Source organism: Nonomuraea sp. JJY05 (genome assembly GCF_043496855.1).
Classification (GTDB): Bacteria; Actinomycetota; Actinomycetes; order Streptosporangiales; family Streptosporangiaceae; genus Nonomuraea.
Genome location: NZ_JBIEIS010000063.1, coordinates 18,638 through 44,553, shown reverse-complemented (window position 1 = coordinate 44,553; position 25,916 = coordinate 18,638). Strand labels below are relative to the sequence as shown.

Below are 25,916 nucleotides of genomic sequence, written 5' to 3'. Positions count from 1 at the left end.
TGCTACGATCCTTCTCGTGCGCAGCGTGGAACCCCTGGTCGGCGGAGAGGACGTGCGTCGGGTCGTGGCTCTGGCCGTCGACGCCCTGCGGGATGCCGATGCCCATGCGTGGGAGGCCAAGGCGGGAACGCTCGAGTGGACGTGCTGGGAGACGCTCGAGCACCTGGCCGACGACCTGTTCACCTACGCCGCGAGGTTCGGGCTCGCCAAGCCGCCGACGTCCGGGCTGTTGCCGTTCCGGACCAGCAGCGACCGGAGCGGTGGCCCGGCGAACGTCATCTTCGCCGACCGGGCCGGGGGTGCCGAGGGCCTGCTGACCATTGTGGAGGCGTGCGGAGGACTGCTCGTGTCCGTCCTGCGCGCGGCCCCCTCGGACACCGTCGCCTACCACGTCTTCGGGGCCTCGGACCCGGAGGGCTTCGCCGCCATGGCCGTCGTCGAGGTCCTCGTGCACACGCATGACCTCGCTCAGGGGCTGGATCTGGAGTGGTCGCCGCCGAGGGAGTTGTGCGAACGGGTCCTGAAGCGGCTCTTCCCCCACCACGCCGCCGTTGACGGTGACGCCTGGGAGATCCTGCTCTGGGCGACCGGGCGTATCGCTCTCCCCGATCGCCCGCGGCTGACCGAGTGGCGCTGGTACGGCACCCGGGACGCGAGCTGAGCGCGGGCGGGGCGGCTCCCTACCCGGTCGGCGCCACGGTCCTCGTGGTGCCCGTGCCCGAAGCCGAGCCGGTCGTCGGCGGCCAGCGAGCGCTGTTCGACCCGTCGGCCCGGTTCGGCGTGATCGCGCACGTCACGGTGCTCTATCCGTTCCTGCCGCGGCCGGAGATCGGGGAGGCGACGGTGGCGGAGCTGGCGGCCCTGTTCGCCGCCCACGAGCCCTTCGAGGCGACCTTCTCCGGTTGCGCCCGCTTTCCCGGCCTGCTCTACCTGGGGCCGGAGCCCGCCGAGCCGTTCGCCGCTCTCACGCGGAGCGTGACGGGCAGGTGGCCGGCGCTGCGCCCGTACGGCGGCCGGTACGGCGAGGCCGTACCGCACCTGTCCATTGGCTACGGCGACGACGAGGTGCTGGAGGGCGTCGAGTCCGCCGTCGCGCCGGGACTGCCGTTCACCACCCGCGTCACCTCCGTGGAGCTGGCCGGCTTCGACGGGGCCCGCTGGACGGCGGTCTCGCGCTTCCCGCTGCGCCAGAGGCCGACGTTTCACGGATGAGAGCAGCGTCTCAGGGGTTGTGGAAGGTGACCTCCGGGTCGGCCGGTGACGGGCCGTTGAGCAGCGGCTGCTTGCGGCGCATCGACATCGCCGACGGGGACACGGTGCCGCCACGACGAGCGCGGGCAGCGGGCACGGGATCGCCGGTATGCGCGAACGGGTCGCCCTGCTGGACGTCGATGCCGCCCGTGCCCCGGAGACTCCGGGGCACGGGCGGCACCGATGGGGGTCAGCCGCTGTACGGGGCGAGCGTGATCTTGTCGATCACGGGGGCGTACTGCGCGCGCAGGAGCACTCCGGGGAAGGTCTCCGACGCGTACGTGGTGCCGTCGAAGTTCGGCAGCTCCTCGGCGGAGAAGCGCACCGTGTTCTCGCCCTTCTTCAACCGCACCGGGACCGTGAGCTCCCAGAAGTTGTTCTCGTGGAAGGTGTGGGGGAACAGGACGCGCTGCGCCGCGGCGCCGTTCACCGAGATGTCGGCGTGCCTGGCCAGCGGGTCCGGGTTGTAGTGCGTGGCGGCCGACTGCTCCGGGTTGGAGTAGCGCACGCGCATGGCGTACGTGCCCGCGGCCGCCGCCCGCACGTCGAAGGTGAGCGTGTTGGCGTTCCCGGGCGTGCCGCCGACCCCGGTGACCGCGCTCCCGCCACCGGCCAGCGAGAGCGGTGACGCCTTCGCCGTCCCGGCGAGCCGGGCGGACTCCGCCTCGTACACGGTGGCCGGCAGCGCGCCGGCGGCGGGCCGCACCTCGAGCCGGTCGATGAGCGACGTGCCGGACCTGCCGGTGACCGTGACCTTGTTGACGCCGCCGGACAGCGACACCGCCGCGGTCGAGTCGCCGTGCCGGGCGCGGTCCAGCACCCGCACGCCGTTGACCGTCACCGACGCCTTGCCGGAGCCGAGCAGCTTGAGGTCCAGGGCGGCCGGGGCGTCCTGGGCGGAGTACACCCAGAAGGTGGCCGACTGGTCGCGCCGGGCCGCGACGACGCCGGAGCCCGAGAGCCCAGTGCCCGAGAGCCCAGTGCCCGAGAGCCCAGGGCCGTGCGCGGAGTAGGACGGGCGGGCGCCGCGCAGGTCGGCCAGCTCGGCCTCGTAGATCGAGGTCGCCGCCGCCGGGTCGGGCAGCGAGAGCCGGATCCGGTCGACGATCGCGTCGCCCTTGGTGGCCCTGGCGCCGTCGAGGCTGCGCGCGGCCAGGGAGAGCACGTGCTTGCCCGCCGTGAGTTCCACGGTGGTGTCCGCGTGGTCCCACACCACCCACTTGTAGCCCAGCGGCAGGAACAGCTCCTGCTCCGCGCCCCCGTCCACGCGGACGAAGACGTTGGTCGGACCCTGCTCGCGCACCCGGTCGAAGGTGTTCAGCGAGTTGGCGAACACGCTGAGGTCGTAGCGACCGGCCCGCGGAACCTCGACGGTGAAGTCGAGCACGCCGTCCGATCCGGTACGCAGCCCGCCCACGTCGTAGCGGCCGGAGGTGTAGAACTTCGACACGTCCGACGGCGAGCCCTCGGGGCCGTTGCGGCTGTAGCCGCCGCCGGTGTACTTCGCGTCCTCGGCCTCGTACGAACCCTCCCACAGCTTGGGCGCGGGCGCCGTCACGCTGCCCGAGCCCGCGGGGGTGAGGACGATCTCGTACGCCGACGACTCCTTGAGCCTCGGCAGGTCACCGGCGCCGAAGTCGAAGGCCACGGTGCCGTCCTTGACGGCGACGTCGCGCTCGGCGACGATCTCCGGCTGCGCCGAGTCCCCGACCTGGCCGGTCCACGGGATCTCCCGCACCCAGGCGTGCACGGCGCGGCCGAAGACCCCGGCGGGGACGTTCTCGAAGCGGATGTGCCCGGCGCTGTCGGCGCCGCCGAAGATCGCGCGGGCCTGCTTCTTGCCGGGGTCGAGCGTGGCGACGCCCTGCAGGGTGTAGTTCTGCCCCGGGTACGGCGGCGTGACCCGCACGGTGTGGCCGCTCATGCTTCCGTAGGCGTTGAAGAGCCACCACTGGCCGTTGCCCCGGTTGGCCTGCACGGCGGAGTCGGACAGGTTGCCGTCGATGTTCCAGTAGGCGATGTCGGCGTCGACCTTCGACTCCTCGATGGCCGACACCCACTGGATCATCTGGCCGGGCACCGACGTGTGGTAGTTGAAGGCGTACTCGTTGACGTTGATGGGCAGCCGCTTCCCGGCGTACTTCGTGCCGGCGAAGACCGCGGCCTCCATCTCGCGGTAGCGCTTGACGCTCGCCCTGACCTGCTCGGGGTGGCTGAGCTCGTGCCAGGTCATCACGTCGGGCACGGTGCCGGCCTCGACGACGTGCTCAAGGAAGCCCTTGACCTGGGAGTACAGCACGCTGGTGTTGGGGCCGGCGATCCGGGCGGCCGGCATTCTGCCCTTGATGAGGGTGTAGACCTCGTCCCAGGCCTTGAAGTAGTCGCGCGGGTCGCTGAGCCAGCTGACCCGGTTGTAGCTCCACTCGCCGGTGCCGAACATGTTGCCCTCGGGCTCGTTGAACGGCACGAAGACAATGTTGTCCTGATATTTCGGGTCGAGCTGGAGGACCTGGTCCACCTGCTTGGCGATCTTCTGCTGGTACAGGTCGAGCTTCTCCTGTGGCGTCCCGCCGGGCCACTGGTAGGGGAAGCCGCGGTGGATGTCGGTCATGTAGATGTACACGTCGCCGTCGGTGCTGTCGGCCAGCGGCTTGACGACCTCCAGGGCGTCGGCGCCGGGGTGTTGCGGGCCGTCCTGGGCCTTGGTCGAGACGGTGCGCAGGCGCATCCCCTCGATCAGGTTGTTGGTCGGCACCCCCGGCCCGTAGAGGCCGTAGAGCGTGCCGGACGCGCCGCCGTGGAAGGGGCCGGTGTCCTCGGCGAGGTCGATGACGAGCTGGCCCTCGCGGATCACGGTGACCTCGGCCGTGACGGGCCTGCCGCCGGCCGTGCCGGTCACGGTGAAGGTCCCGGCGGCGGCGTAGTCCTTGGGATCCACGGGCGACCAGGCGATGGGCAGCTCGCGGTCGTAGCCGTCGCTGAAGGTGGCGCGGACGGCGGCCGGCAGCGCCGGCGCGGTGCCGATGGTGGTCCGGATGGAGAACGCGCTCTGGGCCAGACCCGTCGGGGCCGGCGGCTGTCCGCCGGTGACGGCGGCCACCTGCTCCGCCGACAGCGCGGCGGCGTAGACGCGGAAATCGTCGATCGCGCCGTCGAAGAGCGGGTCCTGGTAGAACGAGCGGCCGATGAACCCGGCCGAGGTCGTGGCGGCGTCGATGAGCTGCGCGGCGCTGATGGTGGCGGGGGCCGAGGCCACGGCTGCGCCGTCGAGGTAGGTGGTGACGCGCTTGGCGGCGGTGTCGAGGGTGACCGTGAGCGTCTTCCAGGCGCCGGCCGGCAGCGGGGCGTAGCCCGTGACCTTGGCCTCCCCGCCGCCGCCCGAGGTGGTGACCGCCGTGCGCAGCACGCCGTCCCCGTTGTACGGCGTGCTGAACAGGTAGCGGCTGGTGTCCTTGCCGAGCGCGTAGATCCACTGCCAGGGAGCGGCGGTGCCGTCCCACTTCACCCGCGCCGACACCGTCAGGTCGGTCCTGCCCTTGATCGCGTCCAGCGGCAGCCGCACGTAGGCGCCGTCGGAGGCCGGCGCGCCGCCGGGCAGGCTCAGCGCGTGGCCACCGCCCGCGCCCTCGACCAGCGCGGCGGTGGAGCCGTTGACCAGCGTTCCGTTCAGGCCGTTGCCTGAGGAGTCGGTGATGGAGCCGGTGGCGAGGTCGTCGGAGTCGAAGGTGTAGAGGAGCACGGGAGGGGGCGGATCCACGGTCCGCGCCTCCGCGACGCCCGTGGTTAAGGCGGCGACGAGGGCGGCCGGGAGCAGCCCGGCCCACATGGCCTTGATGGTCATCACGATGTCCCTGGGAGGTGTGAGCGTTAACAAAATCTCAGGGAGGGTGATCGGTGAACGCAACTGAGGGTTTCGCGTAGGTTACGTAGCCGCGCCCCACGCGTCAATGGGCATTTCCGGCTTGTCACGATTCGATATCGCCCGCCCTTCTCGCTCTTGACGCCCGCTCACCGGCGGCGCGACAGTCGAGCCACATCGTTGAACCGGTTCGCTGATTCCGGCGGTCCGCAGGTGGAGCCTTTCCCGGCCGCGACCGGCCGTGAGGCCGATCGATCTGCTGATCCCCAGGAAAGGGCCCCGGCCGGTCGGCGATCCGAGGGTTTTCGCGACGCAACTGTCGAACCGGTTCAACTACGTACAGGAGGTGAGAGTGGCGACGATCGGAGACGTGGCCCGGGAAGCCGGGGTGAGCCGCAGCACCGCGTCCTACGCGCTGTCGGGCAAGCGGCCCATCTCGGAGGAGGTCCGCCGCCGCGTGCTGGCGGCCGCCGAGGCACTCGACTACACGCCGAACGCGGGCGCCCGAGCGCTGGCCACATCCCAGACCAAGGTCCTCGGTCTGCTCGCCCAGTTCCACGAAGACGAGTTCGCGCCCGCGATGATGCAGTACATCCTGGGCGTCACGAACACCGCCCGCGACCTGGGTTACGACACGCTGCTGGTCACCGAGACCGACGGCGTGCGGGCGCTGCGGCGCATCACCGACTCGCGCATGGTGGACGGCGTCGTCCTGATGAACATCGCGCAGGTCGACCTGAGGCTGCCCATCATGCGGGCCGCGCCGCAGCCGGGCGCCCTGGTCGGCCTGCCGGGCGACTGCTCGGGGCTCGACGTGTTCGACCTCGACTTCGAGGAGGCCGGCCGGGTCATGGTGGAGCACCTTCACCGGCTCGGCCACCGCGAGCTCATCCTGATCTCGCAGCCCGAGCACGTCGTCGAGCGCGGCGGCGCGTACGTGTGGCGCCTGCGCGACGCCGCGCTCGAACGGGCCCGCCAGCTCGGCGTCACCCTGCACGCCGTGTACGGCGAGTCCAGCCAGCCCGCGGTCGGCCGCCTGCTCAACGACCTGCTCGACACCTACCCTTCGGCCACCGGCCTGCTGCTCAACAACGAGGCGGCCACCGCGGCCCTGCCCTCCGTCGCCCACCAGCGGGGCCTGCGGGTGCCCGAGGACCTCTCGGTCATCGGGCGCTACTCCGCCGAGTTCGCCGCGACCTTCTCCCTGCCCTATTCGTTCATCGAGAGCGCGCCCGACCGGCTCGGCGCCATGGCGGTACGCCAACTCGTGCGCCGCGTGGAGTCGCCGGCGGCCCGCGACGAGCCGTTCGTCGTGCGCTTCATCTCTCCCGAACTGGTCTCGCGCGGCAGCACCGCGCCCCCGACCGCCCGCTAGTTCGCGGGCCCGATCCACACCTTCCCGGCCGCGCTCGGCTGTGAGCGCTAACATTGGAGGCCTCGATGAACCGCACGTCGGTTTCCGCGAAGGCGGCGGCCCTCGGAACCGCCCTTCTGGCCCTGTCCGCCTGCGCGTCCGCTCCCCAGGGCGGCGGCTCCACCACCGCCGCCTCCGCGGGCGGCGCCGGCGCGTACACCTGGTGGGACCCGTACCCGCAGCACGACGCGTCCTCCGCCTGGGCCAAGCGGGTGGACACCTGCGGCAAGCAGGCCGGCGTCACCATCCAGCGCACCGCCTACGACACCACCGCGCTGACCAACCAGGCGCTGCTCGCCGGCCAGGAGGGCAACGCGCCGGACGTCATCCTCCTCGACAACCCCGCCGTCTCGACGCTCGCGGACGCCGGGATGCTCACCACGATGGCCGACTTCGGCCTGGACACGGCCCGGTTCGACAAGAACCTCATCGCCGCCGGCGAGCTGGACGGCAAGACGTACGGCATCCCCATCGGCGCGAACACCCTCGCCCTCTACTACAACAAGAAGATCCTCGACGCGGCCGGCGTCGACCCCGGCTCGATCAAGGACTGGGCCACGCTCAACGCGGCGCTGAAGAAGGTCAAGGCCGCGGGCAAGAAGCCGATCACGTTCTCGGCCATCGGCACGGAGGAGGGCTCGTTCCAGTTCCTGCCGTGGTTCTGGGGCTCCGGCGCGCAGCTGACCCAGCTCGACTCGCCCGAGGCCGTCGCGGCGCTCGACCTGTGGACCAAGTGGGTCAAGGACGGCACCGCCCCCAACTCCGTCATCAGCAACTCGCAGAACACCACCTGGGAGCAGTTCCTGACGGGGGAGTTCGCCTTCGCCGAGAACGGCACCTGGCAGATCGACAGCGCCAAGAAGGCGGGCTTCCCCACCGGCATCGTGCAGATCCCCGGCAAGGACGGGGGCACCGCTCCCACGCCCACGGGCGGCGAGTTCATCACGGTTCCGGTGCAGAAGGACACCAAGCGCTACGACGCCACCAAGAAGATCCTCGAGTGCATGACGACGCCCGAGGGCCTGGTGGAGACCGGTACGACGTTCGCGTACTACATCCCCTCCACCGCCGAGGGCCAGCAGGCCATCCTCGCCAAGGAGCCGAGCCTGAAGCCGTGGGTCGACGCCGTGAAGTCGGCCAAGGGCCGGACCAGCGACAACCTCGGCACCAAGTACCCGAAGATCTCCGAGGCGCTGTGGACCGGGGTGCAGAAGGCGCTGAGCGGCTCGGCCACCCCCGCCGACGCCCTCAAGCAGGCGCAGGCCCAGGCGAAGCAGGCCACCGGCGGCTGATCCGATGACCTCTCTCAGCAGCGAGGCGGTGACGATGAGCAGGGCGGCGCACGCGGCTCCCCGGCGGGGGCGCTCGCGGCAGTGGACGGCCTACGCCTTCCTCGCGCCGCTCGTCATCTACCTGCTCGTCTTCTACGCCTATCCGCTCTACCGCAACATCGACCTCAGCGTGCACGACTACACGCCGCGGGCGTTCGTGCGGGGCGACCCGGAGTTCACCGGGCTGGACAACTACCGCGACATCCTGTCCGACGACACCTTCCTGCGGGCGCTGCGCAACACGGCCCTGTTCACGCTGGTGTCCATCGCGGCGCAGTACGCCATCGGCCTGGCCCTCGCGGTCTTCTTCCACCGCAACTTCCGCCTGTCGGCGGTGTTGCGCGCGATGTTCCTCGTCCCGTGGCTGCTGCCGCTGATCGTCTCGGCCTCGACCTGGTCGTGGATGCTCAACAGCGACAACGGCATCGTGAACGCGGCGCTGGAGGCGTTCGGGATCGGCCAGATCAACTGGCTGACCTCTCCCGACACCTCGCTGCTGGCCGTCACGATCGCCAACATCTGGCTCGGCATCCCGTTCAACCTGGTGATCCTGTACGCCGGGCTGCAGAACATCTCCGCCGACCTGTACGAGGCCGCCGGCCTGGACGGGGCGAACGGGTGGCAGCGCTTCTGGCGCATCACCTTCCCGCTGCTGCGCCCGGTGTCGGCGATCACGCTGCTGCTCGGCCTGATCTACACGCTCAAGGTCGTCGACATCATCTGGATCATGACGAAGGGCGGCCCGGCGGACGCCTCGACGACGCTGGCCATCTGGTCCTACCGGGAGGCGTTCGGCACCGGCCAGCCCGACTTCTCGCCGGCGGCGGCCGTCGGCAACGTGCTCATCCTCATCGCCTTCGCCGCCGGGCTCCTGCACGTGCACCTGCAACGGAAGGAGGAGCGCGCATGAAGACCTGGAAGACCGTGGCAGGCGTCGTCCTCGTCGGGGTGATGCTGTTCCCGGTCTACTGGATGTTCAACGTCTCGCTCACCAGGACGGGCGACATGCGGGCGGACCCGCCCCACTGGTTCCCCTGGAACCCGACGTTCGAGGGGTACGCGGCGGCGTTCGCCCAGCAACTGCCGGCCCTGGCCACGAGCCTGTTCATCGGCCTCGGCACCGTAGCGCTCACGCTGCTCGTCGCCCTGCCCGCGGGCTACTCGCTGGCCAAGCTGCGCCCGCGCGGCGCGCGCGGGATCGACTTCCTGCTCCTCGTCGCGCAGATGATCCCGGCCGTCGTCATGGCCATGGGCTTCTACGCCATCTACATCAGGCTCGGGATGCTCAACACCGTCCCCGGCCTGATCGTCGCCGACTCGACGTTGGCCGTGCCGTTCGGGGTGCTGCTCTTCCGGGCGTTCATGGCGAGCATCCCCGGCGAGCTCATGGCCGCCGCGCAGATCGACGGGGCGAGCACCTGGCGGACGTTCCGGTCGATCATCCTGCCGCTGAGCCGCAACTCGGTGATCACGGTCTCGCTCTTCGCGTTCCTGTGGGCGTGGTCGGACTTCATCTTCGCCTCCACCCTCAACCGCAACAGCGACGTGATCCCGATCACGCTCGGCATCTTCCGCTACATCGGCAACAACACCACGCAGTGGAACTCGATCATGGCCACCGCCGTGATCGCGTCCGTCCCCGCGGCCTTCCTGCTGGTCCTCGCGCAGCGCTACATCGCCGCCGGGGTCACCGCGGGCGCCGTGAAGGACTGATCAGCAATTCGTCGAAAGGTTCACCACATGACCAGCCCCGTGCTGCCGTCCCACGGCCGGGTACGCCCCCTCGGGCTCGCGCAGGTCTCCATCAGCGGAGGGTTCTGGGGGAGCCGACAGGCCGTGAACGCCGCGGCGACGCTCGCCCACTGCGAGTCGTGGATGGAGCGCCTCGGCTGGCTCGCCAACTTCGATCAGGTCGCCGACGGGACGACCGGGCCCGACCGGCCCGGCTGGTCGTTCTCCGACTCGGAGGTCTACAAGCTCCTGGAGGCCCTGGCCTGGGAGAGCGCCCGCACCGGCGACCCGGGCGCGCAGGCGGCGATCAAGCGGCTCACCGTGCGGATCGCCCGCGCCCAGGACCCGGACGGCTACCTCAACACCTGCTTCGGGCACGGCACGCAGCCGCCGCGCTACAGCGACCTGGAGATGGGCCACGAGCTCTACAACACCGGCCACCTCCTGCAGGCCGCGGTCGCCCGGCTGCGCACGCACGGCGAGGACGACCTCGTACGGGTCGCGCGGCGCGCCGCCGACCACGTGTGCCGCACCTTCGGCCCGGACGGCCTGCCCGGGATCTGCGGGCATCCGGAGATCGAGGTCGGCCTGGCCGAGTTCGGCCGGGCGCTGGGGGAGGAGCGTTACGTCGAGCAGGCGCGGATCTTCCTCGACCGCCGCGGGCACGGCACGCTCAGGGACATCCCCCTGGGGCGCGCCTACTTCCAGGACGACATCCCCATCCGGGAGGCCGACGTGTGGCGCGGCCACGCGGTCCGCGCGCTCTACCTCACCGCCGCCGCCGTGGACGTCGCCGTCGAGCGCGGGGACGACGAGCTGCTGCGAGCCGTGGAGCGGCAATGGGAGCGCTCGGTCGCGCGCCGCACGTACATCACGGGCGGGATGGGCTCGCGCCACCAGGACGAGGGCTTCGGCGAGGACTGGGAGCTGCCGCCGGACCGGGCGTACTGCGAGACGTGCGCCGGCGTCGCCTCGATCATGGTGTCCTGGCGCCTGCACCTCGCCACCGGCGACGTCCGCTACACCGACCTGATCGAGCGCACGCTCTACAACGTCGTCGCGACCTCCCCGAGCTCCGACGGCACGGCGTTCTTCTACGCCAACCCCCTCCACCAGCGGGCCCCGGGCCGGCCGGCGGACCCGGACGAGGTGAGCCCGCGCGCCGAGGCCGGCGTCAGGGCCGCCTGGTTCGACGTGTCCTGCTGCCCCACCAACGTCGCCCGCACCCTGGCCGGCCTCCAGGGCTACCTCGCCACCACCGACGACGACGGCCTGCAGCTCCACCAGTACGCCCCCTCGACCGTCCGCGCCGAGCTGCCGGACGGGCGGCAGATCGCGGTGGAGGTCGAGACCGCCTACCCCGACAGCGGAACCGTCCGCGTGCGGATCCTGGAGGACGGGCTCTGGACGCTCGCGCTGCGGGTCCCCGCCTGGGCCGCCGGGGCCACGCTCGCCGAGGACGGGCGGGCGCGGCCGGTCGAGCCCGGCATGGCCACGGTGCGGCGCGCGTTCCGGGCGGGCGAGGTGATCACGCTCGACCTGCCGATGGAGCCCCGCTTCACCTGGCCGGACCCCCGCATCGACGCCGTACGCGGCTGCGTCGCCGTCGAGCGCGGCCCGGAGGTCCTGTGCGCCGAGTCCCACGACCTCCCGCACTCCGGCGGGCTCGACGCCCTGGCGATCGACCCCCGGGCCGTCCCCCGATCCGAGCCCGGCGGAGTGCTGGTCCGCGGCCGCCTGGCCGCGCCCCCCGACCGGCCGTGGGCCTATTCCGGCGCCGCGGCTGCCTCCGCGGCGGACGTCGAGTGGTTCGACGTGCCGCTGCGGCCGTACCACTCGTGGGCCCGTCGCGGCCCGTCGAGCATGCGTGTCTGGTTGCCCATCGAAGGAGAGTGACACGATGTCCCGATTCCGAGTGCTCGCCTTAGCCCTGGTCACCACGGCCACTGCCCTGGTGACCACCTCACCCCCGGCCGCGGCCGCCGGCGCGACGCTGACCGTCAACGTCGCGCAGCCGTTCCGGCCGGTCACCCACGTCGCCTCCGGCGGCCTGTACGGCCTGGCCGAGAACTCCCGGCCGGCCGACTCCACCCTCCTCCCGATCAAGGTCAACTCCCTGACCCAGCCCGCGCCCGGCGTCGGCCAGCGCCCCAACGGCCAGCCGCCCGGCGGCGACTCCCTGCTGGTGGCCCCGCAGGCCACCCGGGTCGGCGCGGGCGAGTTCATCCGGATGCCGGACATCTATCCCGACTTCCCGTACAGGTGGGTGAGCTGGGACGACTGGCTGGCCAAGGTCAACACCATGGTCAACGCCCGGCTGTCGGCCACCTCGGTCACGAACGTCATCGGCTGGGAGCTCTGGAACGAGCCCGACTACACCTGGAACACCGCCGCGGCGGGCAACTTCAACGACGCCTGGGCGCGTACGTACCGGGCGGTGCGCGCGCTCGACACGCTCACGCCGATCGTCGGCCCCAGCACCGCCACCTACAACCGCTCCTGGATGCAGTCGTTCCTCACCAACGCCAAGAACACCGGCACCCTGCCGGACATCATCTGCTGGCACGAGCTGCAGAACCCCACCCGGATCGCCTCCGACATCGCCGACTACCGCAACCTGGAGTCCTCGCTCGGCATCAGCCCGCGCCGCATCTCCATCAACGAGTACGCCGCTACCAGCGAGGTCGACGTGCCCGGCCGGATCGCCAGTTACGTCGCCAAGCTGGAGCGGGGCGGCGTGGAGTCCGCGCACCGGGCCTTCTGGTACGAGTACGGCACCATGAACGGCCTGGTCGTCAACAACAACCAGCCCACCGGCACCTGGTGGCTGTACAAGTGGTACGGCGACATGGCCGGGAACATGGTCACGACGTCGACGACCACGACGACGGGCCTGGACGGGTTCGCCTCCTACGATGGGACCCGCAAGATCGTCAACGTGGTGTTCGGCAACGAGGCCGGCACCAACACCGTCAACCTCACGGGCCTCGGCGCACTCGGCTCCAGCGTCCGCGTCACGCTGACCTCCACCCCGTCCAGCGGCCGCTTCACCGCCGTCACCGCCCCCACCACCGTCTCCACGACCACCCGGACGGTCAGCGGCGGCCAGCTCAGCGTGTCCGTGCCCAACATGGTGGCCACCAGCGCCTACCAGCTCGTCGTCGAGCCGGTCAGCGGGGTGCCCTCCTACCAGCAGCGCTACGAGGCCGAGAACGCCTCCGTCTTCCGCGCCCAGCGGCTGAGCGCCTCCAGCGCGTCGGGCGGCGGCTACGTGGGCCGGATCGACAACTCGGGCACGCCGCGTACCGACAGCTACGTCGACTTCGTGGTGAACGTGCCCACGGCGCGCTCGTACACGATGACCATCGGCTACGCCAACGGCACCGGCGCCACCGCGACCCAGGGCCTGGCCTACAACGGCGGCGCCTGGAGCACGGTCAGCTACCCGCCCACGTCGGCGTGGGGCGAGTTCGGCGCCACCGTCAGCGTCACCGTGACGCTCCGGGCCGGGTACAACGTGATCCGCCTGGCCAAGGGCTCGCCGTTCTTCGCCGGCGGCACCGGATACGCCGAACTCGACTACATCCAGCTCACCTGACCCGCGCGGCGGTCCGGCACGGCCCGCCGGACCGCCCGTACGTCAGGGTTTGCGTCCCACGCCGCAGACCGCGTTGATCTCCGCGGGCCGCGGCGGCGCGCCCGCCGGGGGCCGCCAGAGCGGCGTGGAGACCACGCCCGGGTCCACGAGCTCGAGCCCTTCGAAATGTACGGCGAGCCGCTCGGGGCTGCGCAGCGTGTAGGGGAAGGCGGCCCGCTCGTTGTAGGAGCTCACGGCCGCCACCAGCGAGGGGTTGACGTCGGCGCCGTCGGACAGCGCCAGGTGGCTGCCGGGCGGCAGCGCCGCGACGTACCGGCGGACGAGGCCGGCGGCGAGGTCGTCGTCGGGGATCTGGCCGGCGATGCTGAGCATCATCAGGCCGATCGGCCGGGAGAAGTCCAGGGTCTCGGCCGCCGCGGCGAGGATGGCGTCGGGGTCGCGCACGTCGGCGTCGACGTAGGCGGTCCCGCCCTCCGGGGTGCCGGCGAGCAGGGCGCGGGCGTGCACGAGCACCAGGGGGTCGTTGTCGACGTAGACGACGCGGGACTCCGGGGCCAGGCGCTGCGCCACCTCGTGCGTGTTGTCGGCGGTGGGCAGGCCCGAGCCGATGTCGAGGAACTGCCGGATGCCCGCCTCCGTGACGAGGTAGGTGACCGCTCGCCGGAGGAACTCGCGCTGCAGCATGGCCACCTGCGCGAAATCGGGGAACATGCGCAGCAGGGTGTCCCCGGCCTCGCGGTCCACGTCGTAGTTGTCCTGCCCGCCGAGCAGGTAGTTCCAGACCCGGGCGGAATGCGGCTTCGTACGGTCGATCCTGGGGTCGGCGTCCATTTTGGAAGCCTATCCACGTGGCGGGCCGCAGGCGGCGTGTCAGACTGCGAATATGGCCCACACCCATGATGCAGAGGACCCGGCGTGTGCGGTGGCCCACAGCGAGGCTCCCGCCGAGCCTGCCGGGCGGACGCTGGTGGCCGTCTTCGCCTCGCCGGTGGCCGAGTGCCTGCTGAGGTTCGGCGCCGAGCTCGGCTTCCGCCCGGTCCTCTTCGAGCCCGATGCTGAGCGCCGTCTCGAGGGGTTCACGGCGGTTACCGAACTCGGCGCCTTCCTCGACGCCACGGCCGACGTGGTGCTCACCGACCATCATCGCGAGGAGATCGGACCGATCCTTCGCGACGTGCTCAAACATCCCGTCCGGTGGGTCGGCATCATGGGCAGCGCCCGCCACACCGCGCCGCACGTGCGGGCGCTGGCCGACCTCGGCGTGCCGCCGGAGGAGATCGCCCGGGTGCACCGGCCCATCGGGCTCAACATCGGCTCGCGCACCCCGCCCGAGATCGCCGTCGCCACCCTGGCCGGGCTGATCGCCGACCGCAACGCCCGCCCGGGCGGGTTCGCCTTCTAACCGCTGGTCAGCACGCCCGCCTGCGCGACGCCGGCAAGGCCCGCCGCATGGACGCGCCCATCGGTCAGCGCAGGTGAGCGGCCGACCAGCAGTCCACCGCGCCCGGCTTGCCGCACCTCCTCAGGCCGTCGAGGACCTTGCTCAGGGCGGCGGTCCTGGCGTTGCGGGGGTCGTTGGACTCCTCGCGCGGATCGGTGACGGTGTTGTAGTACTCGGGCGTCGGATCGCCCTTGTACTCGACATAGAGCTCTCCGGCCGTGCGCACGGCGGAGTAGCTGGGCGGCCGGGAGTTGCCCTTCTTCATGGCGTCCGCGTCGGGGTCGGGCTGGCCGGGCGCGTGGGGGTTCGGCTTGACGTGCTCGATCAGCGCCGCGTCGCGCCAGCCGGTGACGTTCCGGCCCTGGATGAGGGGCAGCAGGCTGCGCCCGTCGCGGCTGTCGCGCGTCGCCGCGCCGACGCCGGCCATGTCGAGGAAGGTCGCGAACAGGTCCACGTTCTGGGCGATGGCGTGGCTCACGAGGTCGCCGCGCGGCCCCGAGGCCGGGCGCCTGACCAGGAGCGGCACCCGTACGTCGTGGTCGTAGGCCGAGGCCTTGCCCCGCACCAGGCGGTGCTGCCCGAGGTGGAAGCCGTTGTCGCTGGTGAAGACGACGTACGTGTTCAGCTTCTCCTGCTCGGTCAGCGCGGACAGGACGCGCTGCACCATGTCGTCGATCGACTGCACCATGCGGATCCGGTTGCGGAAGTCCTCGCGGAGCTTCTCGGTGATCTTCGGGCCGATCGGCGCCCGCCGTACCCAGGAGGGCTTGTCGGCGGTGTCCTCGTTGAACGACGGCAGGGTGGTCACGTCGATGGAGTCGCAGTCGGGGCCGCCGCAGTCGCCATGGGGGAACTCCCCGGCGGGGAAGCGGTCCTTCGGCCGGTCGCGCGGCGCGGGCGGGAAGCGCGGCTCCGTGTCGCCGGGCTTGACGTTGACCCTGTTGTGCGGTGAGAACGGGGAGACCTGGAGGAAGAAGGGCTCGCCGGGGGCGTACCGGCGGGACCGCTCGAGGAAGCCCACCGCCCGCTGCCCCAGCTCGTCGACCAGGTATTCGCCTCCGGAGGCGTCGATCGGCCGCCGGCCGCCCGCCTCCTCCTTGACATAGCGGGTGAGCTTGTACCTGAACTCGTTGTAGCCGCCGCTCGCCGTCACGTGCCACTCGTCCCAGCCGGCCGGGACGTGGTAGCCGGGGCTCGCGGGATACTCGTTGATGTACTTGCCGAGGTAGCCCGTGCGATATCCGGCCTGGTGCAGGGAGACGGCGTACGTCCTGCCCTCGTGCTTCGCGAACGCGCCGTATCCGCCGTGGTCGTAGCCCTGGTTGGTCCGCACGCCCGTGTTGTGCGGGAACTGCCCGGTGAACATGGTGGCGCGGGACGGGCAGCAGAGCGAGTCGGCCACGTAGTAGTCGGTGAACGTGGTGCCGTCGTGGCTCAGGCTCTTGACCGTGTCCATGTACTGGAGCAGCTCGGCGGACATGTCGTCGACGAGGAAGAAGATGATGTTCGGCCGCTTGGGTGCGGCGACGGTGCCGGCGCCCGCCGGGGACGCGACGGTCAAGGCGAGGACGACGGCCAGCGCCACCGCCAAGCTTTTCCTGATATATCCGGACATCGGGGAGAACAGCCTCTTTGGCAGGGGACGGGAGGTTGGGGGTGCGATGCACGGTAATTCAGGACAAAGCACTCAATCAACTTCATACCACCCGCGAGGGCATGCTCCGGAGCTGGGAAATCCCGGCCGGCCCTCATGGGCGCGGCCGGGGCGAACGGCCGGTGTCTAGCTCCAGATGCCCGGAACCTCGGCCGGCACCTTGTCTCCGAGCTGCTCCCGGTCGAGCACGTCTCCCTGCAGAGGCAGGAGAACGGTGACCTCGCGACCCCAGTCCGAGTAGCGGGTGCTCGACTCGACCGTCAGGGAGCCGTCGTTGATGGGCAGGACGGCCTTGGCGGACAGCCGCTCGACCAGGCCGTTCCCGCCGAACCACAGGGTGTAGGCGATCTTGCCGTCGCGGCCGCTCTTGGACCGCGTACCGAAGCGCGACACGAACGAGGGGGACACCGCCGCGAGCTTGGTGGCCTTGATGGAGCCCTTCAACACCCCGTCACGCCAGGAGGTGCGGTGGGACAGGAGCGTCTTGAGCGTGGCGGGCTCCAGGATCTCCAGCACCAGGTTGCTCGGCGGCGGGCTGACCTGCCCGTAGCGCACCCAGCTCGTGCCCTGGGGCAACGCGTGATCGACCACCGGGCCGGAGACGTAGCTCACGTCCCGCGTGGAGATCATATTGATGGGCCCTTGCCGCAGGGCCTCGACCTCCTCCGGCCTCGACTTCTTCACGCTGCGCAGGAGGTCCTCGCTGTACTGCAGGGTCTGGGCCACATCGGACGCGGCCGCGCCGCGCCGGTCGAACCCGATCGTGCCCTCCAGCCCCGAGGTGACGACCAGGCTGCGCGTGTACGTCACCTTCGCCGTGGACTGGACGTTGACGGCTCTGCCGTCGGCTAACTCGGCCTTGAGCGCCTTGACCGGGTCGATCTTGGGTGCCGCTTGCGCGGGCGTGGCGGTGAGTTGCACCACGCCCGCGACCACGGCGACACCTATGATGGCTCGCTTCATGGGTTTCCTTGGGAACGGTCCGAAAAGTCGCGAACAATCTGGTGCATCGAAGATCATCAGTCAAGTCGAACCATGACATCCGGTATTTCCCGGGCGCTCTGTTCCCTTGATCTCACGCCGAACGGGGACGAGCATGGTCAACGGCGGTCGACGATCAGGGGAGACGTGCCGGCGTGAACGACCACAGCGGAGACACGCGCAAGATCCGGAGCGCGGCCCCACCCGGGCTCTGCCCGGTCCGGCGCGCCGACGACGGAACGTGGGAGGTCCGCGGTTACGCGCAGGCCCGCGCCGTGCTGCGCAGCGACGACACCGTCCAGGCCGGGCTGGGCATCGAGACCGTGGAGAAGCTGCCCGCCAGGATCCGCCGACCGGTCCTCTACCGGGACGGGCCCGAGCATCGCGAGGACCGCCGCCAGACCGCGCGGTACTTCACGCCCCGCAGGGTGGACGAGCGCTATCGCGACCTGATGGCGCGGGTCGCGGAGAGCCGGCTCGCCGAGCTGCGGGCGACGGGGCAGGCGCAGCTGTCGGAGCTGAGCTTCGGCATGGCGATCGAGGTGGCGAGCGCGATCATCGGCCTCACGTCCAGCAGGCCCGGGATCCGCGGCAGGCTGGAACGCTTCTTCCCCGAGAAGTTCGGCAGGCCCGGCCTGACCAGCCTGACCGGCATCTACTGGCTGGTCAGGCAGAACGTCAGCTGGCTGAGCGTCTACCTGGCCGACGTGCGCCCGGCGATCCGCGCCCACCGCCGCGAGCCGCGCGACGACCTCATCTCGCACCTGATCTCCGAGGGATGCACGGACGCCGAGATCCTCGGCGAGTGCCTGACCTTCGCAGCGGCCGGCATGGTGACCACGCGCGAGTTCATCTGCGCCGCGGCCTGGCACCTGTTCACCGACGAGGCGCTGCTGCAGCGCTACCGCGCCGCCGACGAGCTCGGCCGCCTCGCCGTTCTGCACGAGATCCTGCGGCTCGAACCCGTGGTCGGGCGGCTGCGCCGGCGCACCACCGCCGCCCTGGACCTGGTCGGCGACGACGGGCCCGTCACGGTGCCACCGGGCGCGGTGATCGAGGTGTTCGTCGACGCGGCGAACACCGACCCCCGAGCCGTGGGCTCGCAGCCGCTGTCGATCTGCCCCGGCCGCGCCATCGAGGGGAGCACGAGCGGCGCGGCGCTGTCCTTCGGCGACGGGCCGCACCGGTGTCCGGGAGCGGGCATCGCCATCCTGGAGACGGACGTCTTCCTCAGCCGCCTGTTCGCCATGGACGGCGTGCGGATGGCGGCGGCGCCGCGCGTGAGCTTCAACAACGACATCGGCGGCTACGAGATCCGCGGGCTGGTGGTGAGCGTCGGGGCGTCATGACTCGGCCAGGGCGACCGCCCTGTCCAGGACGCGCCGGGCGTCGCGCGCCGAACGCCTGCCCAGCCCGCAGGCGGGGGAGACGTCCACCGTACGGGCCAGGGCGCTCTCCACGAGGCCCAGGATCCTGCGCTGGTCGGCTTCCTCCTGGGCCTCGTGGACCAGCCCGGCGGCGAACCTGACGCCCTGGGGCAGCGCGGCCAGGGACGCAAGGCCCCGGTAGAAGCCCGCTTCCACCGGCGGGGGCAGGTCGCCCGCCGCCAGCGGAACGTGGACGAACTCCAGTGGGCGGCCCCGCGGCCAGGCCCGCAGCAGCGCGTTGACCAGGGACACCGCGGGTCCGACGTCGTCCAACCGCCTCAGCGCCCGGTTGCCGAGGTCGCCGACGCACAGGTGGACGCCGAAGCGGGTGCCCGCCGGCGCGGCGGCGGCCTGCTTGACCATGCCGCGGACCAATGCTCGCGCGACCGCCGCCCGCAGCGGGCGGGGGGCACCGGCCACCATGACCAGCTCGGCGGGCACCTCGAGCTGGAACAGCACGTCCCGGCCGCCCCACCGGGAGATCTCCGCGATCTCCCGGGCGAGCGCGCCCCGGAAGGCCCCGCGGCGGGTGAACGCCCCCGCCGGTCCGAAGGAGAAGAGCGCGAGGTCCAGGTCGCCGGGGATGCCGACCTGGAACGACACGCCTTCCAGCCCGTGCTCCGCGCGGATCTCCTTGAACGCCTCGTAGCTCTCCCCGGCGGCGGCCGCGTGACCGGTGCGCAGTGAGGCGGCGGTGAGCCGGTGCCCGCGCCTCACCCTGAAGACCGGACGGTCGTCGTAGTCGGACCAGTTCCCCTCGGTCCGCAGTTCGACGTCCGGATGCTCGCGCAGGCCGTCGATGACGTGGAGGATCCAGTTGCGGCGGGCGCCGACCTCCCCGTCCGCCAGCGTCCTGAGATACGGGCCCACCGTGCTCGCCATGACGGTCATGGCCTGGTGGGCGTCCGCGGCCGGATAGCTTCCGACGAGATGGATGCGGCGGGGGGACATGCGTCTTCTCCTCGTCAGCCCGCCGTCAAGGAGGCGGCGACTTCACCGACCGTACGCTCCCCGAGTGTGCTGAGTACGTTCCCCGTCCGGCCCGCTCCGAAGCGAGTCAGGAGGCGCCGGTGCCGCGTGCCGCGGTGACCACCACTGTGGCGTACCGCATCGTGAAGTGGCCTCCCGCCGCGTCGACGGCGGCGCCGACGCCCGCGAGCACCTCCTGCAGCGTGGCCGCCGGCAGCCGGGTGTGGACGCCGGTGGTGGGCAGCAGGTCCAGCCACTCGTCGCGGGTGTAGGTCCGCTCCCAGTCGAACCGCCACTGCTCCACCTCGCCGAACGCGCCCGCCTGCCGGATGCCGTCGGCGGCCTTGGCGCGCAGCGCCGCGTACGCGTCCGGGTCGGACAACCCGCGCTGGTAGATCGGCGCGTCGGGCATGATCCTGCGGTAGACCGCGGCCATGGCTTCACTGAGATCGGGCGGGGTCTGGAACGCGTTCCAGAACACGGCCAGCCGTCCCTCGGGACGCAGCACCTGCGCCGCCTTGGCCGCGCCGGCGGCCGGGTCCACCCAGTGCCAGGCCTGTCCGGCGATGACCGCGTCGAAGTCCCGGCCGGCGGGCTCCCAGGTCTCGAACGTCGACACCTCGACCTCGAGCCCTTCGCGCCGCGCGAAGCCGGCCATCCGCGCGTCGGGGTCGACCCCGAGCACCTTGCAGCCGGCCGCCTGGAACTGCCGGGCCTCGATGCCGGTGCCGCAGCCCACGTCGAGGACGTCGGGGCCGGGGCTGCCGGCGACGATCCGGGTCACCATGGCGTCGGGGTAGTGGGGCCGGGTCCGGTCATAGCGTTCGGCGTCCACGCCGAACGATTCCGCCATTTGCCGAGCTTGATGCGGCTCGGGCTCGGGAGGAGAGCCTCCCGGCTGCGCTATAGTGGGCATGCGCCCACTATGAATGGGCATGTGCCCACTCGTCAACCTGGCGAGGCCGGACGATGGAAGGCGGGATGCGCGGTGCCGACCGGGGTGGCCCTCCGCGACGTGCGTGAGCAGCTGTTCGACGCCGCCGACCGGATCCTGTCGCGGGACGGGCCGAGCGCGCTGACCAGCCGGGCGGTCACGACCGAGGCGGGCTGCGCCAAGGGCGTTCTGCACCGGCACTTCGAGGACTTCGACGCCTTCCTCGCCGAGTTCGTGCTCGATCGCGTCGACCGGATGGACGCCCAGGCCGCCGCGCTGCGCGAATCCGCCGGGACCGGCACCGTCGCCGGCAACCTCGCCGACTCGCTGACGGCCCTGTTCGGGTCGGTCGCCGTGTCGATCGTCGCCCTCGTCACCTTCCGGGACGAGCTGCGCGCCCGGCTGCGCCGGACCTGGCCGGCCGGCGTCCCGGTCCTGACGGAGGCCTGCGTCATGATCGCCTCCTACCTCCGCGCGGAGCGGGACCTGGGGCGCATCGCGGCCGACGCCGACGTCGACACGCTCGCTCCGACCCTGATCGGGACCGGCCACCTGCTGTTCGCCGACCGGACGGGCGCCCCGCCGGAGCCCGCCGCCGTCCGCAAGATGGTGGCGACGGTCATCGCCGGCGTCGAACGATGACCGGCCGGGACCGGTTCAGGTCCGGCGCAGATCGGGCGTCCTCGTCGCTTCGCCGGGCTCGCTCGCCTGTGGATCGAGCGTGGAGGCCCAGCCCGCGAGGAGGGCGAGCGCGTCGTGGGCCGCGGTGCCGGGTTCGGCGCTGAAGGCGGTGAGGGTCAGGCCGGGGTCGGCGGGCAGGGGCATGGCTTCGAAGGGGAGCCTGAGGTCGCCGACGACGGGGTGGTGGAAGTTCTTGACGCCGGTGTGGTGCAGGCGGACGTTGTGGGCGGCCCACAGGGTGCGGAATTCCTCGCTGCGGGTGGCGAGTTCGCCGACCAGGTCGGTCAGGGACCGGTCGTAGGGATCGCGTCCTGCTTCGGTACGCAGCAGGGCCACGGTGGTGTGGGCGGACTCGTCCCAGTCGGGGAAGAAGTCCCGGGCGCGAGGGTTGAGGAACCGGAATCGGGCGAGGTTGACGGGCCTGACGGGATCGTCGAAGACGGGTGCGTACAGTGCCCGGCCGAGCCGGTTGGCGGCGATGATGTCCAGGCGTCCGTTGCGGACGTAGGCGGCCGCGTCGGTCATGGAGTCCAGCAGGAGCTGGATGCCGGGCCGGATCTGCTGCTGGGCGGGGCGGCGGCGGGCGCCGGGGCCGGCGTTGGCGGTTCTGGCCAGGTCGAACAGGTGGGCGCGTTCGGCTTCGTCCAGTTTCAGGGCGCGGGAAAGCGATTCGAGGACGCTCTCGGAGACGCCGCTGAGGTTGCCCCGTTCCAGGCGGGCGTAGTACTCGGCACTGACGCCGGCGAGCATGGCGACCTCTTCGCGCCGCAACCCGGGCACGCGCCGGTGGCCGCCGTAGGCGGGCAGGCCGGCCTCCTGTGGGGTGATCTTGGCTCGCCGCGAGACCAGGAACTCGCGGACCTCACTGCGGTTGTCCATGTTTTCCCAGGGTAGGCCGGGTTTTGCTGCTGTGGGGTGTTCTGTCAGTACAGGGAACAGCAGGAACTTCCTGCGTCTGTCTCATCAGGGGTTTGCTGGCCGGTGCCGGAGTCGTGCGTGCCGGACGCACCCGGCCGGCCCGACCGCAGCCTGATTTCCATCGTGCTGCCCGCGAAGGCGCCGAGCCTCGGGCACCGTGCGGGCCGCGACGCCGTCGGGCACCCCCGCTGCTGCGGTGCGACAGAGAGGAGATGACCATGAACAAGCGAACTCTCGGACGTGACCTCGAGGTCTCGGAGATCGGGCTCGGCTGCATGGGCATGAGCCAGAGCTACGGCCCCAACCCCGGCAGCCGGCAGGAGATGATCGCGTTCATCCGGGCAGCGGTGGAGCGTGGCGTCACGTTCTTCGACACCGCCGAGGTCTACGGGCCGTTCATCAACGAGCGACTGGTCGGTGAGGCCCTCGCCCCCGTGCGCGATCAGGTCGTGATCGCCACGAAGTTCGGATTCGCCTTCGACGACGACGGCCGCCAGATCGGGCTGTCCAGCCGGCCCGAGCACATCCGGCAGGCCGTCGACGGCTCGCTCCAGCGGCTGGGCGTCGAGGTGATCGACCTGTACTACCAGCACCGCGTCGACCCCGATGTGCCGATCGAGGACGTCGCCGGAGCGGTCAAGGAGCTGCTCCAGGCGGGCAAGGTCCGGCACTTCGGCATGTCCGAGGCGGCCGCCGGGACCATCCGCCGCGCCCACGCCGTCCAGCCCGTGACCGCCGTGCAGAGCGAGTACTCCCTGTGGTGGCACAGGCCCGAGCAGGAGGTCCTCCCCGTCCTGGCGGAGCTCGGCATCGGGTTCGTCCCCTACAGCCCGCTCGGCAAGGGCTTCCTCACCGGCAAGGTCGATGAGGCCACCGCCTTCGACAGCACCGACATCCGCGCGAGCATCCCGCGCTTCACCCCCGAGGCGAGGAAGGCGAACCAGGCACTCGTCGACCTCCTGGGCGCCATCGCCCGGAGCAAGGGCGCCACATCCGCCCAGATCGCCCTGGCCTGGCTGCTGGCCCAGCACCCCTGGATCGTCCCGATTCCCGGCACCCGCCGGCTGGAGCGCCTGGAGGAGAACATCGGCGCCGCCGACGTCGAGCTCACCACCGATGACCTCGAACGGATCGACACCGCCGCGGCCGAGATCGACATCCAGGGCGCCCGCTACCCCGACCACCTCGAACGCATGACCGGCCTGTGACCCACCGTCACCACCACCAGGAAGGGACCTTCGTCATGGCTTCATGGACCAGCGACGAGCTCAGCCGCATCGGCACGGCGGACGAGCTGCGGATCGCGCCCGTCCGCGACGACGGCACGCCGCGCACCCCGGTGCCCATCTGGATCGTCCGTGACGGCGACGATCTTTACATCCGCTCCTACCGAGGCCCCGACGGCACCTGGTACCGGGCCGCCCGAGCCAGCCACCACGCCCACATCACCGCGGGCGGCATCGACAAGGACGTCGCCCTGGCCGAGGAGAACGATCCGGGCGTCAACGACCGGATCGACGCGGCCTACCGCACCAAGTACCGCCGCTACGGCAGCACCTATGTCACCCCCATGGTCGCCACCCAGGCCCGAGCCACCACCCTCAAGCTCCTGCCACGACCATGACCGACGGCACCGTCGATCGCCGGTGCCGGCCAGGCGGGTGATGTCGTTCCCGCGGTGATCTCCCGCTCGGCCGCCGCTCTCATGCGACCTCCAGCGGCGGCCCGATATCGCGGTCCGGTCAGCCCCCTGGCCCCCGGCGACGATCGACCAGCGGCTGCCGCCGAGCACGGACCGGTCTGCTTGCGCGCCGTCGTCCCCGCGCCGATGGGCGGCCGGAACCCGCCCGAAGGTCATCGCGACCTGCCCGGGTGGTGGCCTCGCTCAGGCGGGCGGCGTCGATGAGCCCGTTGCCGCCGTCCGGCGCCTTCTTACGCACCAGCGCCGGGAAGTTCGCCCCGTGGGGGAGCACGACGTCCGCCCCCAGCCGGCCCCGGCTCACGAGCGTTCTTGATCGATGACTGCGGTGACCTCGGCCTCGATGAGAATGCCGGGCTCGAAGAGGATCTCCACCCCGATCAGCGCGAGCGGTGGCGTGGCGATGTCGAATTCGCGGGCCGCCTGTTCGATGCCCGCGTTGAAGGCGTCGTACATCTCCCTCTTCCAGCCGGCGGCGTACCACGTGAAGCGGACGACGTCGTGGAACGTCGCTCCGGCCGCGTCGAGCGCCTTGGCGAGGTTGCGATAGACCTGGGCGACCTGTCCGGCGAGGTCGCCGGGTGCCACGAGCTCGCCGTTCTCGTCCCAGGCGACCTGTCCCGCGATGTGGACCTGCCTGCTACCCGTCGCCACCGCCACGTGGTGGTAGATCGGGACTCGGACGTGCTTGTCAGGGTTGATGAGCGCGACGGCCATGAGCTTTCCCATCAGTCGTTTCCGTAGTCTCTTGCGGTTACTGAGAAACCATAGGAGAGTGTTCGCTGACGTGGAAGAACGAACTTTCTAGTGACTGGGGAACCGGATGGTGACCAAGCAGTTCAGCGGCTCGTCCGATGAAGCGGATCTGAGGCGCGCGGACTCCCTGGCGCGGGAGATCTTCTCCGATGTCGCCAACAAGTGGGCGTTGCTGATCATCGAGGCTCTCGGTGAGCGCACCCTGCGCTTCAGCGAGCTGCGGGACGAGGTCGAGGGCATCAGCCACAAGATGCTCACCCAGAACCTGCGCATGCTGGAGCGCAACGGCCTCGCCGAGCGAAAGGTCCACCCCACCGTGCCGCCACGGGTGGAGTACACCCTCACCGAGCCGGGCCAGGCCTTGCGCGCAACCGTGGACTTGATCTGCGGCTGGACCCACCAGTACTTCGGTCACATCGAGGCCGCCCGCCGCGGCTTCCACGCCTGAACAGCTCACGCAGGCGGGACGAGGGGCGATCCGCGGCGACAAGAGCCGCTCGTGCCTCGAAGATCACATCCGCGCCCTCGAGGTGGCGGAATTGCCGCCGTAGCCGGGGCGGAGCGGCGACTGCTTGAGGTCCTGGAGGATGCGCGGGCCTTGCTGGTCAACGTCCGTAACATGCCTTTTGCGATGGTGTGGGCTATGGTCGGCCCTATGACGGGACCGTGGAGAACACCACAAAGGTCCATCGCGTTCGTCGGCGTGATGGTCCTGGTCCTGCTGTCCCTGGTGGCGCTGATGCTGACCGCCGCCCCCGGCAGGGCAAGTGGTCCCGTCGTCGTGCAAGAGGCCTCCGGCCCGGCGTGGAGCCTGGGCGGATGGGACACCGACCTGTCCAGCCTGCCGCCGCAGGCGAGCGGTGTCCGCGAGCACCACGTGCTGTCGCTGTGGCCGCCGCTGCGCGGCGAACGCCACAGCGAGCTCGCCCATCTGGCGCTGCTGCCGCCACCGGGCTCGGACGCGGACACGCTCCGCGATCCTCAACAGCTGGCGCACCGCACCGCGGGATCGCGCAGCCCGCCGCTCACCTAGCCGACGTCTTCCCCGTCGCGCTCTGCGGCCACGCGCGCCGCGGAGTCTGACGGCACGTCCACGCCCGCGCCCGGGTCCAGAGCGCCCGCGTTCCGGGCGCCGCGCCCCCGGGCCCCCGCGCCCGCGTCCAGGGCGCCCGCGTCCTGGGCGTCAGCGTCCTGGGCGTCCGCCGGGCGCCGGGTCCGTGCGTGCCGTTGCGCCTGGAGACGTCCGCCGATCATCCCTGTGGCAGGAGAAGT

At 71.2% G+C, this 25,916-nt stretch carries 25 protein-coding genes; 15 read left to right on the top strand and 10 right to left on the bottom strand.

The window, feature by feature from the left end:
* Window positions 1-16: 16 nt before the first annotated feature.
* Together ACFKCF_RS55510 and ACFKCF_RS55505 are read left to right on the top strand one after the other, a co-directional pair.
* Entirely contained in the window at window positions 17-661 is a 645-nt protein-coding gene (locus ACFKCF_RS55510) for a hypothetical protein (protein WP_394504778.1), read from the top strand.
* Entirely contained in the window at window positions 628-1,212 is a 585-nt protein-coding gene (locus ACFKCF_RS55505; protein ID WP_394504777.1) for a 2'-5' RNA ligase family protein, read from the top strand. The genes ACFKCF_RS55510 and ACFKCF_RS55505 overlap by 34 nt, the downstream gene beginning before the upstream one ends.
* A gap of 10 nt (window positions 1,213-1,222) precedes the next feature.
* On the opposite strand, the gene ACFKCF_RS55500 is transcribed toward ACFKCF_RS55505, so the two are convergent.
* A complete protein-coding gene (locus ACFKCF_RS55500; protein ID WP_394504775.1) occupies window positions 1,223-1,423 on the bottom strand; it encodes a hypothetical protein in 201 nt (66 codons plus the stop codon).
* Between the two features lie 18 nt (window positions 1,424-1,441).
* Entirely contained in the window at window positions 1,442-5,092 is a 3,651-nt protein-coding gene (locus ACFKCF_RS55495; protein ID WP_394504773.1) for a LamG-like jellyroll fold domain-containing protein, read from the bottom strand.
* Between the two features lie 370 nt (window positions 5,093-5,462).
* On the opposite strand from ACFKCF_RS55495, the gene ACFKCF_RS55490 reads away from it, so the two are divergent.
* From ACFKCF_RS55490 to ACFKCF_RS55465, 6 genes are all read left to right on the top strand, one after another.
* Window positions 5,463-6,485, top strand: coding sequence for a LacI family DNA-binding transcriptional regulator (locus ACFKCF_RS55490; RefSeq protein WP_394504771.1), 1,023 nt, complete (start codon window positions 5,463-5,465; stop codon window positions 6,483-6,485).
* A gap of 65 nt (window positions 6,486-6,550) precedes the next feature.
* Window positions 6,551-7,816: an extracellular solute-binding protein gene (locus ACFKCF_RS55485; protein WP_394504769.1), complete on the top strand. Its 1,266-nt coding sequence runs from the start codon at window positions 6,551-6,553 to the stop codon at window positions 7,814-7,816.
* Between the two features lie 4 nt (window positions 7,817-7,820).
* Entirely contained in the window at window positions 7,821-8,765 is a 945-nt protein-coding gene (locus ACFKCF_RS55480) for a carbohydrate ABC transporter permease (RefSeq protein WP_394504767.1), read from the top strand.
* Window positions 8,762-9,568, top strand: a complete 807-nt coding sequence (locus tag ACFKCF_RS55475) for a carbohydrate ABC transporter permease (protein WP_394504765.1) — start codon at window positions 8,762-8,764, stop codon at window positions 9,566-9,568. Before ACFKCF_RS55480 ends, ACFKCF_RS55475 begins: the two co-directional genes overlap by 4 nt.
* A 27-nt stretch (window positions 9,569-9,595) precedes the next feature.
* A complete protein-coding gene (locus ACFKCF_RS55470) occupies window positions 9,596-11,482 on the top strand; it encodes a glycoside hydrolase family 127 protein (RefSeq protein WP_394504763.1) in 1,887 nt (628 codons plus the stop codon).
* Between the two features lie 4 nt (window positions 11,483-11,486).
* Complete coding sequence (locus tag ACFKCF_RS55465) at window positions 11,487-13,184, top strand: hypothetical protein (protein ID WP_394504762.1); 1,698 nt, start codon at window positions 11,487-11,489, stop codon at window positions 13,182-13,184.
* Window positions 13,185-13,226: 42 nt separating this feature from the next.
* Here ACFKCF_RS55465 and ACFKCF_RS55460 read toward each other — a convergent pair whose 3' ends face one another.
* Window positions 13,227-14,015 (bottom strand): SAM-dependent methyltransferase, encoded by a 789-nt coding sequence (locus tag ACFKCF_RS55460; protein WP_394504761.1) that lies wholly within the window; start codon window positions 14,013-14,015, stop codon window positions 13,227-13,229.
* 52 nt (window positions 14,016-14,067) lie between these two features.
* Between ACFKCF_RS55460 and ACFKCF_RS55455 the strand changes: the two genes are divergently transcribed.
* Window positions 14,068-14,586, top strand: coding sequence for an XdhC family protein (locus tag ACFKCF_RS55455; RefSeq protein WP_394504760.1), 519 nt, complete (start codon window positions 14,068-14,070; stop codon window positions 14,584-14,586).
* A 64-nt stretch (window positions 14,587-14,650) separates the two neighbouring features.
* On the opposite strand, the gene ACFKCF_RS55450 is transcribed toward ACFKCF_RS55455, so the two are convergent.
* Window positions 14,651-16,210 (bottom strand): sulfatase, encoded by a 1,560-nt coding sequence (locus tag ACFKCF_RS55450; protein WP_394504812.1) that lies wholly within the window; start codon window positions 16,208-16,210, stop codon window positions 14,651-14,653.
* Window positions 16,211-16,405: 195 nt separating this feature from the next.
* Window positions 16,406-17,242, bottom strand: coding sequence for a hypothetical protein (locus ACFKCF_RS55445; RefSeq protein ID WP_394504759.1), 837 nt, complete (start codon window positions 17,240-17,242; stop codon window positions 16,406-16,408).
* A gap of 173 nt (window positions 17,243-17,415) precedes the next feature.
* Here ACFKCF_RS55445 and ACFKCF_RS55440 point away from each other — a divergent pair, with 173 nt between their 5' ends.
* Window positions 17,416-18,609 (top strand): cytochrome P450, encoded by a 1,194-nt coding sequence (locus ACFKCF_RS55440; RefSeq protein WP_394504757.1) that lies wholly within the window; start codon window positions 17,416-17,418, stop codon window positions 18,607-18,609.
* Here the strand turns inward: ACFKCF_RS55440 and ACFKCF_RS55435 are convergent.
* Both ACFKCF_RS55435 and ACFKCF_RS55430 read right to left on the bottom strand, forming a co-directional pair.
* Window positions 18,604-19,638, bottom strand: a complete 1,035-nt coding sequence (locus tag ACFKCF_RS55435; RefSeq protein ID WP_394504756.1) for a hypothetical protein — start codon at window positions 19,636-19,638, stop codon at window positions 18,604-18,606. The genes ACFKCF_RS55440 and ACFKCF_RS55435 overlap by 6 nt on opposite strands.
* Before the next feature lie 106 nt (window positions 19,639-19,744).
* The gene (locus ACFKCF_RS55430) at window positions 19,745-20,509 is read right to left on the bottom strand and encodes a class I SAM-dependent methyltransferase (RefSeq protein WP_394504754.1); all 765 of its coding nucleotides are present in this window, start codon (window positions 20,507-20,509) and stop codon (window positions 19,745-19,747) included.
* Between the two features lie 135 nt (window positions 20,510-20,644).
* On the opposite strand from ACFKCF_RS55430, the gene ACFKCF_RS55425 reads away from it, so the two are divergent.
* On the top strand, window positions 20,645-21,232 hold the full coding sequence (locus tag ACFKCF_RS55425; protein WP_394504752.1) for a TetR/AcrR family transcriptional regulator: 588 nt from the start codon (window positions 20,645-20,647) through the stop codon (window positions 21,230-21,232).
* A 15-nt stretch (window positions 21,233-21,247) separates the two neighbouring features.
* Here the strand turns inward: ACFKCF_RS55425 and ACFKCF_RS55420 are convergent, their stop codons facing one another.
* Window positions 21,248-22,150 (bottom strand): helix-turn-helix transcriptional regulator, encoded by a 903-nt coding sequence (locus ACFKCF_RS55420; protein ID WP_394504750.1) that lies wholly within the window; start codon window positions 22,148-22,150, stop codon window positions 21,248-21,250.
* A 257-nt stretch (window positions 22,151-22,407) separates the two neighbouring features.
* Between ACFKCF_RS55420 and ACFKCF_RS55415 the strand changes: the two genes are divergently transcribed.
* Window positions 22,408-23,397, top strand: coding sequence for an aldo/keto reductase (locus ACFKCF_RS55415; protein ID WP_394504748.1), 990 nt, complete (start codon window positions 22,408-22,410; stop codon window positions 23,395-23,397).
* Between the two features lie 35 nt (window positions 23,398-23,432).
* On the top strand, window positions 23,433-23,813 hold the full coding sequence (locus tag ACFKCF_RS55410) for a DUF2255 family protein (protein WP_394504745.1): 381 nt from the start codon (window positions 23,433-23,435) through the stop codon (window positions 23,811-23,813).
* A gap of 375 nt (window positions 23,814-24,188) precedes the next feature.
* Here ACFKCF_RS55410 and ACFKCF_RS55405 read toward each other — a convergent pair whose 3' ends face one another.
* Window positions 24,189-24,617 carry a RidA family protein gene (locus ACFKCF_RS55405; RefSeq protein WP_394504743.1) on the bottom strand — a complete coding sequence of 143 codons (429 nt, stop codon included), beginning with the start codon at window positions 24,615-24,617 and terminating at the stop codon, window positions 24,189-24,191.
* Window positions 24,618-24,711: 94 nt separating this feature from the next.
* Here ACFKCF_RS55405 and ACFKCF_RS55400 point away from each other — a divergent pair, with 94 nt between their 5' ends.
* The gene (locus tag ACFKCF_RS55400; protein WP_394504741.1) at window positions 24,712-25,092 is read left to right on the top strand and encodes a winged helix-turn-helix transcriptional regulator; all 381 of its coding nucleotides are present in this window, start codon (window positions 24,712-24,714) and stop codon (window positions 25,090-25,092) included.
* Between the two features lie 207 nt (window positions 25,093-25,299).
* The gene (locus ACFKCF_RS55395; RefSeq protein WP_394504738.1) at window positions 25,300-25,677 is read left to right on the top strand and encodes a hypothetical protein; all 378 of its coding nucleotides are present in this window, start codon (window positions 25,300-25,302) and stop codon (window positions 25,675-25,677) included.
* Here the strand turns inward: ACFKCF_RS55395 and ACFKCF_RS55390 are convergent.
* Window positions 25,674-25,898 (bottom strand): hypothetical protein, encoded by a 225-nt coding sequence (locus ACFKCF_RS55390; RefSeq protein WP_394504736.1) that lies wholly within the window; start codon window positions 25,896-25,898, stop codon window positions 25,674-25,676. The genes ACFKCF_RS55395 and ACFKCF_RS55390 overlap by 4 nt on opposite strands.
* Between the last annotated feature and the right edge of the window lie 18 nt (window positions 25,899-25,916).

Excerpts from the sequence above, each read along its gene's own strand:
- ACFKCF_RS55410 (WP_394504745.1), top strand. The coding sequence starts at position 23,433 with ATGGCTTCATGGACCAGCGACGAGCTCAGCCGCATCGGCACGGCGGAC.
- ACFKCF_RS55455 (WP_394504760.1), top strand. The coding sequence starts at position 14,068 with ATGGCCCACACCCATGATGCAGAGGACCCGGCGTGTGCGGTGGCCCAC.
- ACFKCF_RS55470 (WP_394504763.1), top strand. The coding sequence starts at position 9,596 with ATGACCAGCCCCGTGCTGCCGTCCCACGGCCGGGTACGCCCCCTCGGG.
- ACFKCF_RS55460 (WP_394504761.1), bottom strand. The coding sequence starts at position 14,015 with ATGGACGCCGACCCCAGGATCGACCGTACGAAGCCGCATTCCGCCCGG.
- ACFKCF_RS55435 (WP_394504756.1), bottom strand. The coding sequence starts at position 19,638 with ATGTCCCCCCGCCGCATCCATCTCGTCGGAAGCTATCCGGCCGCGGAC.
- ACFKCF_RS55390 (WP_394504736.1), bottom strand. The coding sequence starts at position 25,898 with ATGATCGGCGGACGTCTCCAGGCGCAACGGCACGCACGGACCCGGCGC.
- ACFKCF_RS55485 (WP_394504769.1), top strand. The coding sequence starts at position 6,551 with ATGAACCGCACGTCGGTTTCCGCGAAGGCGGCGGCCCTCGGAACCGCC.
- ACFKCF_RS55475 (WP_394504765.1), top strand. The coding sequence starts at position 8,762 with ATGAAGACCTGGAAGACCGTGGCAGGCGTCGTCCTCGTCGGGGTGATG.
- ACFKCF_RS55420 (WP_394504750.1), bottom strand. The coding sequence starts at position 22,150 with ATGGACAACCGCAGTGAGGTCCGCGAGTTCCTGGTCTCGCGGCGAGCC.
- ACFKCF_RS55395 (WP_394504738.1), top strand. The coding sequence starts at position 25,300 with ATGACGGGACCGTGGAGAACACCACAAAGGTCCATCGCGTTCGTCGGC.
- ACFKCF_RS55495 (WP_394504773.1), bottom strand. The coding sequence starts at position 5,092 with ATGACCATCAAGGCCATGTGGGCCGGGCTGCTCCCGGCCGCCCTCGTC.
- ACFKCF_RS55445 (WP_394504759.1), bottom strand. The coding sequence starts at position 17,242 with ATGAAGCGAGCCATCATAGGTGTCGCCGTGGTCGCGGGCGTGGTGCAA.
- ACFKCF_RS55480 (WP_394504767.1), top strand. The coding sequence starts at position 7,821 with ATGACCTCTCTCAGCAGCGAGGCGGTGACGATGAGCAGGGCGGCGCAC.
- ACFKCF_RS55400 (WP_394504741.1), top strand. The coding sequence starts at position 24,712 with ATGGTGACCAAGCAGTTCAGCGGCTCGTCCGATGAAGCGGATCTGAGG.
- ACFKCF_RS55430 (WP_394504754.1), bottom strand. The coding sequence starts at position 20,509 with ATGGCGGAATCGTTCGGCGTGGACGCCGAACGCTATGACCGGACCCGG.
- ACFKCF_RS55415 (WP_394504748.1), top strand. The coding sequence starts at position 22,408 with ATGAACAAGCGAACTCTCGGACGTGACCTCGAGGTCTCGGAGATCGGG.
- ACFKCF_RS55465 (WP_394504762.1), top strand. The coding sequence starts at position 11,487 with ATGTCCCGATTCCGAGTGCTCGCCTTAGCCCTGGTCACCACGGCCACT.
- ACFKCF_RS55405 (WP_394504743.1), bottom strand. The coding sequence starts at position 24,617 with ATGGGAAAGCTCATGGCCGTCGCGCTCATCAACCCTGACAAGCACGTC.